General features: G+C 36.9%; 16 protein-coding genes, 1 tRNA gene and 2 pseudogenes. 3 read left to right on the top strand and 16 right to left on the bottom strand.

Annotated elements, in window-relative coordinates; all coding sequences use genetic code 11:
• Positions 1 to 461 precede the first annotated feature (461 nt).
• Positions 462 to 790: pseudogene (locus EKM60_RS11235) on the top strand (transposase); the annotation flags it as partial.
• A 62-nt stretch (positions 791 to 852) separates the two neighbouring features.
• Here EKM60_RS11235 and EKM60_RS10575 read toward each other — a convergent pair.
• The 14 genes from EKM60_RS10575 to EKM60_RS10510 form a co-directional block, all read right to left on the bottom strand.
• Positions 853 to 1,398: a hypothetical protein gene (locus EKM60_RS10575; RefSeq protein WP_125715268.1), complete on the bottom strand. Its 546-nt coding sequence runs from the start codon at positions 1,396 to 1,398 to the stop codon at positions 853 to 855.
• Between the two features lie 462 nt (positions 1,399 to 1,860).
• The gene (locus EKM60_RS10570; RefSeq protein ID WP_125715266.1) at positions 1,861 to 2,430 is read right to left on the bottom strand and encodes a GNAT family N-acetyltransferase; all 570 of its coding nucleotides are present in this window, start codon (positions 2,428 to 2,430) and stop codon (positions 1,861 to 1,863) included.
• Between the two features lie 215 nt (positions 2,431 to 2,645).
• Positions 2,646 to 3,134, bottom strand: coding sequence for a TetR/AcrR family transcriptional regulator (locus tag EKM60_RS10565; protein ID WP_164508389.1), 489 nt, complete (start codon positions 3,132 to 3,134; stop codon positions 2,646 to 2,648).
• Between the two features lie 94 nt (positions 3,135 to 3,228).
• Positions 3,229 to 3,702, bottom strand: a complete 474-nt coding sequence (gene smpB, locus EKM60_RS10560) for an SsrA-binding protein SmpB (protein ID WP_318530701.1) — start codon at positions 3,700 to 3,702, stop codon at positions 3,229 to 3,231.
• 3 nt (positions 3,703 to 3,705) lie between these two features.
• Entirely contained in the window at positions 3,706 to 6,015 is a 2,310-nt protein-coding gene (gene rnr / locus EKM60_RS10555; RefSeq protein ID WP_125715260.1) for a ribonuclease R, read from the bottom strand.
• A gap of 8 nt (positions 6,016 to 6,023) precedes the next feature.
• Entirely contained in the window at positions 6,024 to 6,758 is a 735-nt protein-coding gene (locus EKM60_RS10550; RefSeq protein WP_125715258.1) for an alpha/beta hydrolase, read from the bottom strand.
• Positions 6,759 to 6,818: 60 nt separating this feature from the next.
• On the bottom strand, positions 6,819 to 7,076 hold the full coding sequence (gene secG / locus EKM60_RS10545; protein WP_404811415.1) for a preprotein translocase subunit SecG: 258 nt from the start codon (positions 7,074 to 7,076) through the stop codon (positions 6,819 to 6,821).
• Between the two features lie 63 nt (positions 7,077 to 7,139).
• Positions 7,140 to 8,669 (bottom strand): ClC family H(+)/Cl(-) exchange transporter, encoded by a 1,530-nt coding sequence (locus tag EKM60_RS10540; protein ID WP_125715254.1) that lies wholly within the window; start codon positions 8,667 to 8,669, stop codon positions 7,140 to 7,142.
• Positions 8,670 to 8,736: 67 nt separating this feature from the next.
• Positions 8,737 to 10,962: a hypothetical protein gene (locus EKM60_RS10535; protein ID WP_125715252.1), complete on the bottom strand. Its 2,226-nt coding sequence runs from the start codon at positions 10,960 to 10,962 to the stop codon at positions 8,737 to 8,739.
• A 169-nt stretch (positions 10,963 to 11,131) separates the two neighbouring features.
• Entirely contained in the window at positions 11,132 to 12,433 is a 1,302-nt protein-coding gene (gene eno, locus EKM60_RS10530) for a phosphopyruvate hydratase (RefSeq protein ID WP_125715250.1), read from the bottom strand.
• Positions 12,434 to 12,514: 81 nt separating this feature from the next.
• A complete protein-coding gene (gene tpiA, locus EKM60_RS10525; RefSeq protein ID WP_125715248.1) occupies positions 12,515 to 13,267 on the bottom strand; it encodes a triose-phosphate isomerase in 753 nt (250 codons plus the stop codon).
• A gap of 19 nt (positions 13,268 to 13,286) precedes the next feature.
• Positions 13,287 to 14,501, bottom strand: a complete 1,215-nt coding sequence (locus tag EKM60_RS10520; RefSeq protein ID WP_125715246.1) for a phosphoglycerate kinase — start codon at positions 14,499 to 14,501, stop codon at positions 13,287 to 13,289.
• A gap of 108 nt (positions 14,502 to 14,609) precedes the next feature.
• Positions 14,610 to 15,626, bottom strand: a complete 1,017-nt coding sequence (gap, locus tag EKM60_RS10515; protein WP_125715244.1) for a type I glyceraldehyde-3-phosphate dehydrogenase — start codon at positions 15,624 to 15,626, stop codon at positions 14,610 to 14,612.
• 34 nt (positions 15,627 to 15,660) lie between these two features.
• A complete protein-coding gene (locus tag EKM60_RS10510) occupies positions 15,661 to 16,707 on the bottom strand; it encodes a sugar-binding transcriptional regulator (protein WP_125715242.1) in 1,047 nt (348 codons plus the stop codon).
• A gap of 218 nt (positions 16,708 to 16,925) precedes the next feature.
• Here EKM60_RS10510 and EKM60_RS10505 point away from each other — a divergent pair.
• Positions 16,926 to 16,997: transfer RNA gene (locus tag EKM60_RS10505), tRNA-Arg, on the top strand.
• 96 nt (positions 16,998 to 17,093) lie between these two features.
• Positions 17,094 to 18,164, top strand: coding sequence for an acyltransferase (locus EKM60_RS10500; protein WP_318530700.1), 1,071 nt, complete (start codon positions 17,094 to 17,096; stop codon positions 18,162 to 18,164).
• Between the two features lie 94 nt (positions 18,165 to 18,258).
• On the opposite strand, the gene kduD is transcribed toward EKM60_RS10500, so the two are convergent.
• Together kduD and EKM60_RS10490 are read right to left on the bottom strand one after the other, a co-directional pair.
• The gene (gene kduD, locus EKM60_RS10495; RefSeq protein ID WP_125715240.1) at positions 18,259 to 19,074 is read right to left on the bottom strand and encodes a 2-dehydro-3-deoxy-D-gluconate 5-dehydrogenase KduD; all 816 of its coding nucleotides are present in this window, start codon (positions 19,072 to 19,074) and stop codon (positions 18,259 to 18,261) included.
• Between the two features lie 39 nt (positions 19,075 to 19,113).
• Positions 19,114 to 19,284 (bottom strand): annotated as a pseudogene (locus EKM60_RS10490) (5-deoxy-glucuronate isomerase); the annotation flags it as partial.

Genomic DNA, 19,284 nt, shown 5'->3' with positions numbered 1-19,284 from the left:
TTCTTGTACATCAGCTCGGTACTTTGTCTTAGGCTTCCTTCAGATTCCACCTCGCGGTGAACACCCTTTCCCTCAACTAGTGATTCCGACTACTACGGCTCACAGTGGACTTTCACCACCAAGTTAACACCCATGCCGGGCGCACTGCGGACCGATTCGAGCCTGAGAAACGGTCTCGAATCTCGGTTTGAAACCTTGTAAAGTTCAACAAGTTTTCAAACTCGCCCGGTGGTGTAATTGCTAAAGCAATAACGCCACTCTCATAGCTGGTGAATATTCTCATTCCTTCCTACTACTATTTAAATAATTGATACATAAAGATTGAAAGTTGAATATTACACAATAACCCCGGCATGCCGGGGTTTTATTGTACAAAAATAGACATTGGCTTACTCATATCCTTATATTTAAGTCTTTAAGTCGCTGAAACCAATATATAAAGAAGTGTTCATGTCCATGTCTATTTTAAAGAATTCTACACTCTAACCGCAGGTTGGAGTGATGGAAATACTTTTTTACCAATAAATTTTGCGCTAATGTCAGCATAAAAAAAGAGAATCAGTTAGGAGTTTCCAAACAATTTGATAAGCGTTTTTTGTCATATAAAAGACGCAATCAAGCAGAACGTAAGATGAATGATGTAGCTCTTGAGCTAGTAGATTCTGCTTTAAAAAGTAGCATAAAAGCTAAGTACGTTCTTTTTGACAGTTGGTATAGTTCGCCTAGAATGTTTTCAGAGTTACTACAGCGTGGGCTTTTTGCAGTTTTCTTGCTCAAAAAGCAAAAAAAGTATTTGCAACAAGCTAGAAAATATTTTTCTTTGCTTCTCACAGATACTTTTTAATTTTATCATTAATGATGTCTTTCACGACGACGTGCCTGACGCCTATTATGTCTACTTCTATCCTTTTGTTGCGCAGCGACATTAGCTGATATTTCTTGAGGATATTTAGATGAAGCTCGATACCAAACCATTCCCCGCTGTATTAATAAAGTTACCCCTAAATACAATAGTAACGTCACTGAACTTCCAGTCCAAATTCGATCAACTGCTACGTGCATCCCGATACCGATGACCCACCAGACAATCGTTAACCAATTTCCTTCGCGCATAACTAATTTATCATCATCAAGCCAGAACTTATACGATAAGGCTCGCAATGCCGAAAAAATAGCTGCACTTATCAGACTAAGGATTCCGAAAATAATAATTTTATTCTGAGCAAGATCAAGATGTTGTTTGTTTACAGCATCCCCAATTGAAGCAATTCCGAATAAAATAACCACAATGAAAAACTCCGGTTTAAACTTAACGGTTCTCGGTTCCAACTGACGCTTAATTACCACATACAAGATTAGTAATGCTAAAACAATATTCGTATAACTAAGATTTTGCATAATTATTTTCCCTTATAATTTTTAATAACAATAAGATAATACTCTAAAAACTATCTTTGGTAACTAAAAACAGACTAAGCTTAGTCTGTTTTTAATATAAATAATTGCATGATTCTTTTTACTATTTAAAGGTTGAAAGTCGATACATAAAAAGAGTTGCATCACACTTCAGATAGTCGTGTTATGCAACTCTTTTTAATCCTTTTATAAAGAATAAAAACCAAGGATTGGATTATAAAACCAGTTTCCTTAGGACTATTATTTCAATAATTAAATAAAGTCACAGAGTTTGAGTAATGGAACCAGTTGCGAAAATGGTGTTGGACGGTGTTTTTCCGTCCTTACACCATGGACGATTCTGAGATTTGCGTAGCAAAGCTCAAAATCGAGTTTCCAGACCTTGGCTGGAAACGGTCGCGTAACAGGTGGAATTACTCAAACTCTGCGGCGGCAATCAAACAACTATTCAGCAGTTAAATCATATTGCATATGGTCATACAAATGACTACCAATATACAATTGTCCAACTTTCTTGAATCCAACCTTTTTATATACATGTTGTGCCGGTGCATTATCAACATCAACATTCAAACTAAGAATTTTTTCGCCACGTTTACGAATAACTTCAATAAACTCAAGCAAAGTCTTTGTACCAACACCTTGGTTTTGGAACTCTGGTGCAACGGCAAATGAATCCAAATACCACTCGCCTGGCCAAGCTTCTTCATCTGTAAAGAATGATGCTTCTTTGATTCCATGTTTTTGCATGATTTTATGTAATGGCACATCAATCGTATCTTCTAATTTCTCAGGATATCCGATTGCAATGGCTGCAACCTTTCCATCAATTTCATTTACCAAAATATGATTCAAACCATAACGGTAATTCTCTAAGAAAAATCCCTCACGGATGATACTCTTCATAGTTTCATCACCGTACTCTTTAAAAATATCCATTTCCATTTCGTCAAAAATTTGGAAAAGAGTTGGTAATATCTGATCTACATCCTCTTCTTTTGCATATCTAAACATTATTTCACCTCGTAAATATCATACATTATCTAACACTTTCCCGCAAAAAAAGCACTGACTTGTTAAATTCTGGGATCAAGTCAGTGCCAGAAAAATCGTTCATAGGTTTTATTGTGAGCTGTGCTCAAACAATATAATACCGGTTTTTACATGTAAAAAATATCTACACTTTCGGAAAACTGTCGAATACTTTGACAATTCGTCAAAGCAATGAACTAGTTATTAGTCCTAACGAATTCAATATAATCCATCAATTGCTTTAGTATTATACGATCATGCTCATCTAAACCAGTATCAAACCAATTCATTAAAATAAATAAAAATCCTCCCACCAAATATATTCCTTGTTCTTCACTACAAAGGTCAAATTGTTGAAAGGATTCATTTAGAATTTTCAAGAAATAATTTCGTCGTACCTGTGCTTTGGTCAAATGATAAAGATTAAGACAGAGAATTTCCTTAGTTGAAATGAAGTATACCAATTCCGAAATTTGCTCATTTATATTAGTCATAACAATTCTTTTAGTAAGCAAATTTTCTAGATATGCATCGTAAACTTCATTCAGATCTCCAAAATAATAATAAATCGTACTGCGTTTTACCCCGGAACAGCGAATAAGATCAGCCATAGTAAATTTATCAAGCTTCTTTTTAGACAATTCTTTTTCTAAAACTCTGAGTAGATAATTGGCAGTCTGATTCAAAGGAATACCTCATGGCTTCTTTTAGTTATATCTTACCAAACAGATAACCATTTTCCTATATAAAATAAATAAAAAAGGCATGACCCTCGAAAGATCAATATGCATTTTTGATTGCACGTTGAATTTCTCTTTCTTGATCACGTCTTTTAATTGTTTCACGCTTGTCATATTGCTTTTTACCTTCCGCAATGCCAATCAAAACTTTAGCGAATCCATGCTTCAAGTAAACTTTCAAAGGTACTACAGTAATACCTTTTTCTTGAATCGTAGAACCAATTTTTCTGATTTCTTTGCGATGCAAAAGCAATTTACGATTTCTCAAAGGATCATGATTGAACTGATTCCCTTGATCATAAATACTGATATTAACATTCTCTAACCATAATTCACCGTTTCGAGCTTGAACGAATCCATCTCGAATATTGATTTTGCTGGCACGAACCGATTTGATCTCAGTCCCTGTCAAACTGATCCCAGCTTCATATGTATCCAGAATATTATAATCATGACGAGCTTTACGGTTATTAGCTACTTCATTAGCAGCCTTTGTACGATGTTTTCTCATTATTTATCACCGACTTTCGTATTTACCGCGTCTCTTACCGTGTCCCTTATCATTATTACCATGACGATTATTTCTACGACCATGATTAGAGTTAGAACGACGTTTCTTAAATTCAGCTTCACGCTTCTCAACTTGTTCTTGTTCTTCTTTATTCAGCACACGCTCAAAGTCAATTTGTCTGTGTTCAACATCGGCTCTGATAAGTTTTACCTTGATTGGTTGTCCAACCTTGAATGTCTTACCAGTTCCACGACCATGCATCGACATGCTCTTCTCATCATATTCATAGAAGTCATCCTTCATGTTAGAAATATGAATCAAACCTTCAACAGTATTATCTAATTGAATGAACATACCAAAACTTGTAACTGAACCAACAACAGCGTCAAATTCTTGTCCAACTTGATCAGCCATATATTCAGTCTTCTTCAAATCATCAACAGCACGTTCAGCATCGATTGATTTTCTTTCACGTCCAGATGAATGTTCAGCAATTTCACTAAGTTTTCCAGCCCACTTAGCTTGTTCATCATCAGTAAATCCATTTTCGGCATAACTGTGGATCATTCTGTGAACAATAAGGTCAGGATAACGACGAATTGGAGATGTAAAGTGAGTATAGTATTTAGCAGCCAATCCGAAATGTCCTAGTGGATTATCAGAATATCTGGCTTGTTGCATACTTCTCAATAACATAATCGTTACAACTGCTTCTTCAGGTGTACCAATTACTTTAGCAAGCACACCTTGGAACATCTTAGGAGTTATTTCTTTTAGATTACCTTTGACATCAACACCCATTGCGGCAACGAACTCAAAGAATCGCTTAACTTTTTCATCATCAGGTTTTTCATGGACACGATACAAGAATGGTACATGTTTCAAACTGTAGTGTTCAGCAACTGTTTCATTAGCAGCTAACATGAACGATTCGATCATACGCTCAGAAGTACCACGTTCTCTTAGTTTAATGTCGATTGGCTTACCATTTTCATCAACAATGATTTGTGCTTCTGTTTCTTCAAAGTCAATGGCACCACGAAGGTGACGCTTGTTAAAGAGAATCTTATGCAATTCAGCCATTACGGTGATTGTTGGTGCTAAATCTTTATATTCAGCTAATAGATCAGGATCACCATCTAAGATCTTATTAACATTGTTATATGTCATACGGTATTTTGATTGAATAACACTAGGATAAATATCATGTTTGATAACATTACCCTCTGTGTCAATTTCCATGTCACAAGTCAGGGCCAAACGGTCCTCACCTGGATTCAATGAACATATACCATTTGATAATCTAAATGGCAACATTGGAATAACACGGTCAACCAAATAAGTACTTGTTCCACGTTCGTATGCTTCTGTATCCAAGGCAGAACCTTCAGTAACATAGTGAGTTACATCAGCAATATGAACTTCCAAGTGATAATTACCATTAGGAAGTTTCTCAACTCCGACAGCATCATCAAAATCTTTTGAATCATCCCCATCAATTGTGATGACCATATTGTCAGTTAAATCTTTTCTACCAACACGATCACTTTCCAAGACATGATCAGGAATTGATTCAGCTTGTTTTAGAACATCATTAGGAAACTCTGGGTTGATGTCGTTATCAATTACGATAGACATAATGTCAACACCGGGATCATTCTTATTACCCAGAATTTCTAGAGCAGTTCCTTCCATACTTTGTGGATGTTTATCATTAGGATATTCATCGATCGATACTTGAACCATATCACCCATTTGAGGATGTAGACCCTTATTAGAGATAAAGATCATATAGGAAGCAATCTTCTTTTCATGACTCTTAACATATCCAAAATGACCAGATTTTTCAACCTGGGTATCACTGTATGGATAGAATTCACCAACAATTTTTGTAAGTGAACGTTCTACAATTTTAATAACCTCTCCTTCAGGTCCTTTGTCGATCCAAGGATTTGAAGGTTTAGTAATTTTTACTTCGACTGTATCGCCATTAACGGCGTGTAAAGTATTATCACGGGTAACGAAAGCATCCGGTTCAACCTCGTCGTAACGAACGAAACCAAATCCCTTATCATTTCCCTTAAAAGTTCCTTCTAGAACTTTGTCTTGTTGTGTCATTTTAAACTCATCTTTATTGGTCAAAGTAATTTTACCTTCACCTTCAAGTACAGCCAATGACTTAACAACACGTTTAAAAGCTGAAGAGCCGTGAAGTCTTAGGGCATCTTCAATTTTTTCAGATGTATATCGTTTATCAGGATTACTTCTGAAAAATTCCAATATATCTGCAATTAATTTTTCTTCTTTATCAGGCATTTCTATCCTCAATTATTTTCTAAAAATTTCAACAAATCACTTTCAAGCTGTTTATGGGCATGATTTATTGTTAAAACGTGTCCAGCCTCATACCAATGTAATTTAGCTTTTTGGACATCTTTAGCTACCAAACCGGCTTTTTCAGGATCAACCATTTCATCAGTCGTTCCTTGACCAATAAAATATGGCTTATCCAATTCTGGAAGCTTATTAGCAACAGTATCTGCTGTTTTATTAATGTTTGTCAACATTAAATCTATCTTTGAATCTACTAGGCGCATTTTCTTATCTAACTCAACTTCATCCATATCATGGATTTCGTAAACTTTTCTGGCATAGGTCAAGAAGGCACGTCTAACACTGGCAAAAGTATCCGCATATAAAGGTGATCCAAAAACGCCGCCAGTTCTAACTTCTGGGCATTCTTCCAATGCTTTGGTAGCAAAAATTGCTCCTAAAGATAATCCAAAGACATAAAACTCATCTTTTCCTTCTTGCTTTAAAAACTCGATTGCATCGAGCACTTGTTGCCACCAAATATCAGGATGACCTTTTTCTAAAATATCTAGTGGTTCACTTGTACCATGTCCAGCAAACATGGGAGCATAAACTGAATAACCACTACGTTCCAAGGTTCTTCCCATCAAACGCATATCATTAGGAGTTCCGCTAAAGGAATGAAGCAGGATGACCGCTTTATTTCCTTTATTAAAGAAAAACGGTTTTGGTTGCAATATTTTCATAACATTCTTCCCTTCCTGATAATAAAAAACCCCCTGAGATTCATCAGGAGGATACGTTTTTTAATGAGATGATAAGTATACCAATACTAGTGAAAATGCAAAAAATAGTACAAGTAATACATAGGTAACCTTAACCATTACGGCTTCAAAACCGCGCTTTTTTTGCTTAGTGAACAAATCACCGCCACCACCGGACAATGCGTTCAAAGCATCTTGTTGCTTACTTGGTTGCATTAGCACTGCAATGACTATGAGTACCGAAACAATAACTAAGGCTATTTCAATAACGTTATACACCTTATAAAAACCTCCGTTCATGGTGTTTAAAGCTGAAATCACTTCTAACACAATAACATAATTAACACTAAAATTCTAGTCCAATCAGTTAATCAGATCTTCCATAATCTTCTTCATTTTAGCACGCTTAGCCGCATTCACCATAGTAATTAACCTGTCGCCAGCCTTTATAACTGTATCACCACGAGGGATAATCTGTGTCTCACCACGATAAATTGCCACGATCAAAATATCTTTGGGAAATGGCACATCACGAATATATTTACCATCGATCGAACTACCTTCGAAAACTGAGATCTCCAGACGATCGTTAAATTTACTTGCCTTATTCAAGAAATTAGAATCGACATTCAGACGTTCTTTCAGAGATTCATAAATAGGTGCACCATCTAATAGATCAACTACTAAGTATGCAATCAAAGAAATAACTGCCAAAGGCATCAAATGTTTCAATGAACCAACCATTTCAGTAACCAAAATAATAGCCGTAAAAGGCGCTTTACCAATGCAGGCAAAATATCCCGCCATAGCAAAAATTATCAGATTGCTCTCAAATGCTAACGGTAATAATCCTAGACTATGCATAGAAACTGCATAGACCGCTCCGATAATTGCTCCCAAATTTAGAATTGGTAAGAAAATACCACCAGGTAATCCCGATCCATAAGAAATCATTGAAAAAACAAATCGTAACACTAGTAAACCAATCAGAAGTTTTAAATTAGTCCCTAAATTAGTCAAGTTAATAATTATCCCGTTACCACCACCGATAAACATAGGAAACATCATCCCTACCGGAACGATCAAAACTAATGGAACCAACCCCTGTAAATTGCGAGAAATTCTAGTTTTAGAATATAGGGCCGGCATAGATAACAAAACAACCTGATATAAGCGGCCTAGTAGTCCTAAAACAATTCCTAATAATAGTAGATGCCAGTAATATTTAATTGGCATACTGAACTTATATGGGACATCTAGAACTGGTCTTAGTCCAAAAACATACAATGCTATCAAATTTGAACTTACAGAACTTGCCAACGCCGTGACCCAAACTAATGGTGAAAAATTATGATAGACCTCTTCCAAAACAAACATAGCTCCTGCTATTGGAGCATTGAATGCAGCTGCCAAACCACCTGCAGCACCACTGGCGATCAAGACCCTTTTGGAGACACCATTTTCATTAGTAAACTCACTGAATCCTTGACCAACTGCAGCACCTAACTGAATAGATGGACCTTCGCGTCCAAGAAATAATCCCGGTCCAATAGCCAAAATACCACCGACAAATTTCTTCCATAAAATTGGCCACCATTTGAGTTCCATTTCTCCTGCCAGTTGAGCTTCAACTTGAGGAATACCGGAACCGGAAATATTAGGTTCCTTTTTCAACAGACGGCTGACCAATAGTCCTACTACAACCACTAAAACTAATAATGCCAATATTAAAATTACATTTGATCTAGCTGCTGTATAAGCACTTTGAAAAACTACTAATAAACGAGCAATCGACCAGCGGAAAGCACTGACTATCAAACCGGATAAAATCCCTACAATCACTCCACCTAAGGTCAATTTTAATTTATCATTATCTGCTACTAAAACTTTCATAAATTTCACCCCATGCTTAAAAGTATAACCTAAAATTTACAAAATAAAAAAGCGACTCAAAGCCGCTTTAAATTGTATCGTATAAACTCCAACTTATTGTCCCTTTATATATCCCGTCAAGTTCTGTACTGGTAGTTCTAAGTAAGATCCCATCATCTTCATTCCAAGAATTTATAATATCTGTTATCGAAGTATTATTATTTGTTTTAACGTGAGTAGCTATCACCGTAGTATTATTTACCAGTGACGTTATCGAATCATTGTCCTTAAAGATCAATCCACCTTGTAAAGCCACACCGCTACTAGTCTTTAATTCCGTAGCATTAGCGACAACTCTCCATTCGCTATCCGTACTGCGCTCATCTTTAACAGATAATTTCCAATCATTATTCCTCTTAACTATTTCCGGTCGTCCATAATTATTTAAAGTTCTAAAACTTGATTCATTGGACACTTCGTCAAAGTTCAAATAACCAACAACCGTTATCGTTACTTCTATAATATTTGATTTATTGCCATACTCATCAGTGACATATACATCCAATGTATTCTTCCCCGGTTTTAAATCGGCAGCTTTAACAGTGATTCCAAAAAAGCCATCATCAGTCGTACTCATCTGTCCACTCGGACCATCCTTACCATTTAAAACTGTATGAACTGTAAAGTGAGAATTATCTATCGTTGTATTCCCACCAGCATACAAGATTATTCCATTGACTTTAACGTCAGTATTAACATTAACTGTTTGATTCGTTCCGGTAGTTAAACCGATCACTATACCTTTATCCGCCTGAATATTAAATTTGGGGGTTTCTACGTGTGTAATATAGTTAGTTGAGTTAAAAGTTGAAGTCTCTTCGGATATATCCGTATCACGATTTACTTCTGTTGCTCCTGTAAATTCAATTTTAGCCACGGAATCAGTCGTTGATAAATTTCTTGCCAAAACATATTTGATTTGATTGTTAGTCATACCATTTAAAGAAATCGTCTCCGTTGAGCTTGCATCGTTATTATAAGTGATCGTGGCACTAGTATAAGTAATGTTACTTCTTTCAGTTACTGACGGATCTTCCGCATCAGGATCTGGAGCCATTCCCGGTAAGTGTATGTTTGCTACGATATTCTTCCAATCGCGCCTGCCATCAAGATATTTGAGATCATATGAAACATTGATAATGTCACCTGAAATAACTGTATCCCCATCTTCGATTTCTTTATTTTGAGCTAAATCAAATATTGAAGGATCAATTCCAGCATTTACTAAATCGGGTATAGATTCAAAAACAACCAAATTATTCTCGTAGCGACTACTTGTTGAACCAGTAAATCCCCATCTGACCTTGCCATCACTAGAATGAAATTTACTAGTATCGATTTCAAAACTCTTTGAGGGAGCATCATCATTAGTACCACCATCAGAATCAACATCGTCAAACGTATATGTCATCGTACCGATTTTTGAATCTCTAGGAACCCATGACATCGTTAAATGGTGCCACGACCCATTGGTTAACCCAACATTATCGATCAATCCATTATGATTTAAATAATTATAATAACTACTAAATGTTATTGGCCATCCAAAAGACTTGGTTTGAGTATAGTACGACGAGGCCTCGCCTGGATAATTAGCCGCAATATGCTGATTAGCATTCGCCACTGGTACATCAAATGATCCCGCAGTTCCTGCACCACTATATGAATCAGTCGCATTAATATTAGTATCAAACTCTAAAGCCCAGCTATTCTGGATTGCTGTTGTAGCAAACTTTGAAGTATCACTAATGTCAGAATGTGTATCGACACCCCAAACACCCAGACTTTGTCCTCCAGTTGGCTTTTTAGTATTACCAAATATACCGGTCCATAAATCAGTTGAAATAGCGGCCAAACCTCGAGAATCGTTTTGTAAAACAAAGGCCATGCCCTCTCCAGGTGATGTAGAATTACCAAAATACATCCACATTGACATCGTCTGATCCTTATTTAAATCAAAATAGTTATTGTCCGTTGACCAAATAGAACCGATTTGATTTCTACCATTATTTATTTGCACCGCATCTGTATCAATAACATGAGAATTATTAACATCAATAACTTTGGATACATTTCCAGAAAAGGTCCCTGGAGAGAAAATATCATCTAGGTTAAGTCCCTGCGGTGCACCATTAATAGCCGAGTCAAAATCACTATCAGCTTTAACTTTTTTTACTTGTATAAAACCAATTGAACAAATACAAAAGAATACTATAAATACGCCTATATATCGTCTATTTATTTTTGATCTCATGGCCCTCTCCGTGTGATTAAATAAATATTTGATTTCTTGAGCATATTCTACATTATGTAAGCATTCTTATAAACCATATTTCATAATTTTATTTTTAATATTTTGATTATAGATTAATTTATTACATAAAAAAAAGACTGTCTTTCGACAGTCTTAATTCAAATATCAATTATTTGTTTAAGTTATAGAAACTCTTGATACCTTTGTATTCAGCTTGGTCACCAAGTTGATCTTCAATTCTCATCAATTGGTTATATTTAGCAATACGGTCTGTACGGCTCATTGAACCAGTCTTGATTTGACCTGCGTTTGTAGCAACAACAAGGTCAGCAATTGTTGTATCTTCTGTTTCACCAGAACGGTGAGAAACAACAGCTGTAAATCCAGCCTCTTTAGCCATTTCGATAGCTTCGAATGTTTCTGTAAGTGTACCAATTTGGTTAAGTTTGATAAGGATAGAGTTTGAAACTCCCATTTCAATACCCTTCTTCAAGTAGTCAGTGTTTGTAACGAACAAGTCATCACCAACAAGTTGTACTTTCTTACCAAGAGCTTTTGTAACTTTTTGCCAATCTTCCCAGTTGTTTTCGTCAAGTGGGTCTTCGATTGTGATAACTGGGTACTTTTCAACGATTCCGTCAAGCAATTCGATAAATTCGTCAGTTGTTAAGCTGGCACCATTTTCGCCTTCACCCTTAAGATCGTATTTACCAGTTTCTGTGTTGTAGAATTCTGATGAAGCACAGTCAAAACCAATAGCAACATCGTCACCAGGTTTGTAACCAGCTTTTTCGATAGCTTCAACCAAAATCTTGAAAGGAGCTTCGTTATTCTCAAGGTCAGGAGCAAATCCACCTTCATCACCAACAGCAGTGTTTAGACCACGTTCTTTAAGCAATGATTTTAGTGATTGGAAAGTTTCTGAACCCATACGTACAGCTTCGTGAACTGATTTTGCACCAACAGGTACGATCATGAATTCTTGGAAGTCAACGTTGTTATCAGCATGCTTACCACCATTGATAACGTTCATCATTGGTGTTGGCAATACGTGAGCATTAGGACCACCAAGGTATTCGTACAATGGAAGACCAATTTCGTCAGCAGCAGCACGTGCAGCAGCCAATGAAACACCTAAGATAGCATTTGCACCAAGGTTACCCTTGTTTTCTGTACCATCTAATTCGATCATAGCTTGATCGATAGCTCTTTGGTCAGTAACATCCATACCAATGATCTTCTTAGCAATCTTGTCGTTAACGTTAGCAACGGCTTTAAGAACACCCTTGCCACCAAAACGTGATTTGTCGCCATCACGTAATTCAACAGCTTCGTGTTCACCAGTAGAAGCACCTGATGGAACGATTCCGCGGCCAAAGCCACCTAATTCAGTATATAGTTCAACTTCAACAGTTGGGTTACCACGTGAGTCAAGAACTTCGCGACCTAAAATATCAGTAATTACAGACATATTTTAAAAATCTCCTTTATGATTTTAATACAAGCTAATTTTAACCTTTTTGTTGGCTAAAATAAATATAACAATTAGTTATTATTTTTGAAAGTTAGCTAATGCTAAGAATGATTCAGGGTCCATGCTGGCACCACCAACAAGTCCACCATCAATATCTTCTTTAGACATTAATTCTTTAACATTTGCAGGTTTAACTGAACCACCGTAAAGAATACGTACTTTATCGGCAGTATCAGCATCATACAAACTAGCAATCTTTTCACGGATTACATGAACCATTTCTTGTGCTTGATCAGCAGTAGCAGTCTTACCAGTACCGATAGCCCAGATTGGTTCGTAAGCGATAACTGATTTTGCTAAGTCATCAGCAGAGATACCCTTAACAGCATTTTCAATTTGGCCAGTTACCCATTCTTCAGCTTTGCCAGCTTCACGTTGTTCTAGTGTTTCACCACAACAGATGATAGGTAGCATGTTGTTCTTAAGAATAGCATGTGCCTTCTTGTTGATATCTTCGTCAGTTTCAGCGAAGTATTGACGTCTTTCTGAGTGACCAATAATTACATAGTCAAGACCCATATCTGAAAGAGCCTTTGGTGAAGTTTCACCAGTGAAAGCACCGGCATCTTCGAAGTAACAGTTTTCAGCAGCTGTCTTAAGTGGTTCATCTTTTGAGAACCATGTAAGTGCGTTTAAATCAATAGCAGGAGCACCAATAATAGCCTCTACGCCAGATTCTGGCAACTTACCTTTGATAGCTTCTAGAAATTCTTGGGTTTCTTGAGGATTTTTGTTCATCTTCCAGTTACCCGCAATAATAGGTGTACGCATAAATTAAATTCTCCTTTAACTATTTGTCGGAAATTGAATCGATACCAGGTAATACTTTACCTTCAAGATATTCAAGAGAAGCACCACCACCAGTTGAGATGTGTGTTAGCTTGTCAGCAATACCAAGACTCTTAGCAGCAGCAGTAGAATCACCACCACCAACAATTGTAGTAGCATCTGATAATTCGCCAAGTGCACGTCCAACTTCTAGTGTACCTTCAGCAAAGTTGCTCATTTCGAATGCACCCATAGGTCCATTCCATACAACTGTCTTAGCACCTTTTAAAGTATCTTTGAACAATGCGATTGACTTAGGTCCGATATCAAGAGCCATTTCGTCATCAGGAATCTCAACATCTGAAGTTGTTGTAGCAACAGCATCATTTGAGAATTCTTTGGCAACTTTGTGGTCGATAGGAAGAACAATCTTGTCGCCTGCTTTTTGAAGGAGGTCTTTAGCAAGTTCAACTTTGTCTTCTTCGAACAATGACTTACCAATCTTGTGGCCTTGAGCAGCTAGGAATGTATATGCCATACCACCACCGATAATGATGTGGTCTGATTTTGGAATTAGATGTTCGATAACACCGATCTTATCTGAAACCTTTGCACCACCAAGGATTGTTACGAATGGGTGTACAGGGTTATCAACAGCGTTACCTAAGAACTTGATTTCTTTTTCCATCAAGTATCCAGCAGCAACTGGTTTACCAGCAGCCTTCATAGCTGTTGAAATACCAACGTTTGAGGCATGGCTTCTGTGAGCTGTACCAAAAGCGTCGTTGATAAATACGTCACCAAGTGATGCCCAGTATTCACCAAGTTTTGGATCATTTTTACTTTCACGTTTACCAAAGTCGTTATCGATATCTTGGAAACGAGTGTTTTCCATCAATAAGATGTCACCATCATTTAGTTCGTTGATAGCATCTTCAAGTTCTTTACCTTCGTTAGTTGGTACGAACTTAACTGATAGTCCACTTAATTCTTGCAATTTTTCAGCAACTGGCTTCAACGACAAAGCTTTCTTGTCTTCATCACTCTTAATTCTACCCAAGTGAGAAAGTAAGATAACCTTACCACCTTGTTCAGCTACATATTTGATTGTTGGGATTGCGGCAACGATACGGTTTGTATCTCCGACAACACCATCTTTAATTGGAACATTGAAATCTACACGCATTAAGACCTTTTTGTCTTTTACATCAACGTCAGAAACAATAAGTTTGGCCATTATAAATCCTCCAAATAATTATCTTAAAAAAATAGCGGAAGGAGTTTATCTCCCTCCGCCAATTTAAATCACTAAATTAGTCTGTTTGTTTGCTAGAAACTAATTAAATTAGTTTAATGTAGCAAATTTTTCAAGTGTACGAACCATTTGTGCAGTAAATCCTGATTCGTTATCATACCAAGCAACAGTCTTTACAACTTGGCCATCACCTGAACCAACGATTTGTGTTTGTGTTGGGTCAAATACTGAACCGAATGAAGTACCGATAACGTCAGATGAAACAATTTCATCATCGTTGTAACCGAATGAAGGGTTGTTGTCAGTATACTTCTTGATAGCAGCATTAACTTGGTCAACTGTAACTTCTTTTTCAAGAGTTGTTACTAATTCTGTAACTGAACCTGTGATAACTGGAACACGTTGTGCATGTCCATCAAGTTTACCTTTAAGTTCAGGAACAACCATACCAAGGGCCTTAGCAGCACCAGTTGAATGAGGAATGATGTTTGCAGCAGCAGCACGTGCAGCACGAACATTACCTTTACGTTCTGGACCATCTTGAAGTTTTTGTGTAGCTGTGTATGCGTGAATTGTTGTCATTGTACCAGCTTTGATGCTGAATTCTTTGTTAACAGCATTAGCTAATGGTGCAAGACAGTTAGTTGTACATGAACCAGCTGAAGCGATCTTAACGTCATTTGTAAGAATATCGTCATTTACACCGTAAACAACTGTAGGCATGTCACCTGATGGAGCTGAGATCAATACACGTTTTGCACCGGCATCAAGATGAGCTTGTGCCTTTTCTGCTGATGTGTAGAAACCAGTACATTCAAGAACGATGTCAACACCGTCATTTGCAACCCATTTAAGGTCTGCAGCGTTCATTTCAGCATATACAGGGATTGTCTTACCATCAACGATGATAGCATTTTCTGTAGCACTGATTGAATCAGCCTTAAAATTACCATGAGCTGTATCATATTTTAATAGGTGTGCAAGCATTGCAGGTGATGTTAAATCGTTGATTGCAACAACTTCCAAATCTGTGTCGATTGAAGCAATACGACGGAATGCCAAACGACCGATACGTCCAAATCCATTAATACCAACTTTTGTAGTCATACAAAAATTCCTCCTTCAGGAAATTAAAACTATATTATTTTAAAGGGTTATCCCTTAAAATCAACTCTGAGGCACCTTCATCAGTTATTAAAATAGTATGAGAAGGTGCATTATTCATATATGATTTAATTGCATCAGCTTTATTTTTGCCTCCGGCAATCGCAATCACATATTCTATTTTATCAAGGTCCCGGACATGAAGTCCAATCCTAGGTACCTTGTAGACAAGTCTTCCCTTTTGATCAAAGAAATCCCCAAACGCCTCTGAAACAGCATTACTGTCCAAAACATTCATTTTCTCTTCTGGAGAGAGGTTTCTACGATCAGCCATGATACTTGCCGTACCAATGCTGTGAATAACAACATTGCTATTATATATCAAGTCAAGAACTGACTTAATTGAAGACTCTTTTTGCAGTGATTCAAAGCTCTCAGCACTTATATCTTCTGGAAGATACAAGGCACGGTATTGACCATGCGCTTTCAGTGCCATCTCGGCACAGACACTATTTGCCTGCATCATCACCGACTCACCTAAACCTCCGCGAGCTGGTAAAAATAACAGTTTACGATTCTTAGATAAGTTAGATGAAAGATTCTGAGCAACTCGTGCCATGGTCGTTCCACCCGTTACAGAAATAATACTATTTCCTTCCGGTAAAAGCGAGCCAAGTAACTGATTAAGTCTTCGTCCAAAGGAATCGATCACTCCATGTTGTTTATCAGCATTACCTGGTAAAACAATACAACGAGCAATTCCAAGTTTTTGACTCAATTTCTTTTCTATCAGTGCAGTACCTTGATAACCTGCGAGAACCTTTCCAAGTTCACTTGCAACGTGCCTGCCCTTTTCAGTTAGAGACATTCCGGATTTAGATGAAAGGATCAAACCTTGATTCCTCAATAAATCCGTTTCAGTTCTCAAACTACGTTCAGTCACATCTAGGTCATCGGCTAACACTCTGCGCCCAACAGGTTCCATTAATGAAATACTCTGAAGGATTTTAAATCGCTTTTCCAGAGTCTTAATGAAGTCTGGAGCAATTAGATCAAGCAATTCTAAATCTTCATTATTAGTCATTTGATATACTCCATGGGACTTTTTCTGTCCCTGTATGTCTATTTACGACCCATGTACTCAAAAAATAAAAGCCCAGATGATCAAAGTCATCTCCTAAGCACAATGATTATTATATACGGTATTATTATTTTTTCAAGAGTTTAGTTTCAAAAAAGCACAATGATTACGTTTTCTTACCAATTTACTTTTTCCTGATTAATGAGATAATATTAAAGTATGCGCTGTTAGTGTAATGGATAGCACATAGGATTCCGGTTCCTGGGATGCGGGTTCGACTCCCGCATGGCGCATTAATACTAATATAGTAGTAGAAACAAGGTCAAAACTTCATTCAAATTGAAGTTTTGACCTTTTGTAATTCATAGTTTTGTCTGGGGGAAATTAATTTGAGAGAGAAAAAGGCTGACATTGGGGACTACATGAAAGTCTTTGCCTGTACCGCCGTTATGATGCAAACGGTTTTGAGCATAGTACTAAGGACTGAACCAACTAAAAACTATCAAATATTAATTGGACTTCTTTATAATTTAGTAAAATTTACTGCACCCGTTTTTATATTTGGAATTCTTTACACCACTATTCGAACGATAAAGCCTTCCTATAAAGATTATTTAAAGAAACAATGGTCAACACTATTTGTTCCGACCATTCTTTGGACTCTAGCCTATCTACTACTATTTCCAAATCTGCAGCAAGTAAACTCATACCATAATTGGTCCAGTTTTCTTTGGCAGTTTATCAATGGTAATGCTGCTCCTCATTTATGGTACAACACCATGATGCTGCAATTTATAATCCTAATGCCATTGTTCTGGTTCTTAGCTAAATTCATTCGAAAGAATGATAACTATACCTCACTAATAATTGCCGTTACGACAGTTGGGTATTTCCTTTGGATATATTTTTACGATTTAACCGTTTTTCACAGTACACATGAAGAAAGTTGGTATTTATTGGATCGACTGTTCGTTAGCTTTTTAATCTACGGAATTTTCGGCACGTTGACTTGGATCAAGCGTGACAGCTTAGAAAAATTTGCTAAAGTGGCTTGGCCTTATCTAATATTATTATTTATCGCAATTTTTGCTTGGACAAATTGTGAATTATTCGGTTTTGGATTCCCAATACATTTGACCGACGCGCCTTACTACAAGCCTTCAATGACGTTATATTCATTAGTAGTAATTGGATTGATAGCGACCTTAGCCATAAAACAGATCAACATTGATTCTAAATATCTATCACTATTTCATTTTCTAGCCACGTATGCATACCGAGCTTACCTATCCAACGTTTTCTGGTTACAAATAATTTGGCAATTTGGTGGACGTAATGTTGTCCTTGTTAATCCTCTATTGGGAATTTTAGCCTGTTATCTGTTAACTTGGGTCTTATCATTTTCCTCGGCATTTTTATTCCATAATATCTGGGAGAATATTAAAAGAGTGATGCCATAGGCACCACTCTTTTTTTGTATTTTTGGATGATATTTAAACTTACACCATTAATAAAGAATCCGCATATCTTTAAACATGGTTTAAAGTAATTTGATTAACGTACTAAGTAACCACCATCAACGGCTAGGATGTGACCACTTACGTAATCTGAAGCCTTACTTGCTAAGAATACTGCGACACCCATCAATTCTGATGGTTCTGCCCAGTGACCAGCAGGAATTCTGTCAAGGATTTCTTGGTTACGAGCTTTGTCAGCACGGATAGGTGCTGTATTAGCTGTCTTAATGTAACCTGGTGCAATAGCGTTAACTTGGATATTGTATGCACCTAATTCACTAGCAAATGACTTTGTTAGACCTGCAACACCGTGTTTTGAGGCTGTGTATGAAGGAATGAATTTTCCACCTTGGAATGACAACATTGAACCGATATTGATGATCTTACCTGATTTTTGTTTTGCCATTTCTTTGGCAGCAGCCATTGACATGTGGTAAACAGCATTCAAGTTGATGTTGATAACTTGATCCCAATCTGAGTCTTTTGATTCAAGTAATGGGTTACGACGGATCATACCGGCATTATTGATCAAGATATCAATGTGACCAAATGTATCGATAGCTTTTTGAACAACTTCTTCAGGAACACCATCTTTTGTTAAATCAACGTCAGCAAATTCAACTTTGCGTCCACGTTTTTCGATCATGCTACGTGTTTCGTCCCATTCTGCTTTACCGAATGTAGGGATGAAGATATCAGCTCCAGCTTCTGCTAAAGCAACAGCATATCCTTGTCCTAAACCTGTGTTACCACCTGTGATAACAGCAACCTTGCCTGTTAAATCAAAAAAGCTTGTTTTGAATTTGTCTAGTGCTTCTTCGTTCTTCTTAATTTCTTCTGGTGATTGTGCCATTATTATATGCTCCTCTTATGAGTGATTTTTGTTTTTTTATTATCTTAATTCGTCCATTGCGACTGCATCCATATCGTCATATGTTTGGTTCTCACCACACATTGCCCAGATAAATGCATAATTTGTTGTACCAACACCACAGTGAATTGACCAACTTGGATTAATTACTGCTTGTTCTTGTGACATTACAATATGATTTGATTCGTCTGG

This window comes from Companilactobacillus kedongensis, from assembly GCF_003946625.1.
GTDB classification, from domain to species: Bacteria; Bacillota; Bacilli; order Lactobacillales; family Lactobacillaceae; genus Companilactobacillus; species Companilactobacillus kedongensis.
Note: the sequence above shows the minus strand (reverse complement) of the source record. Positions and strands in the feature narration are given on the sequence as shown.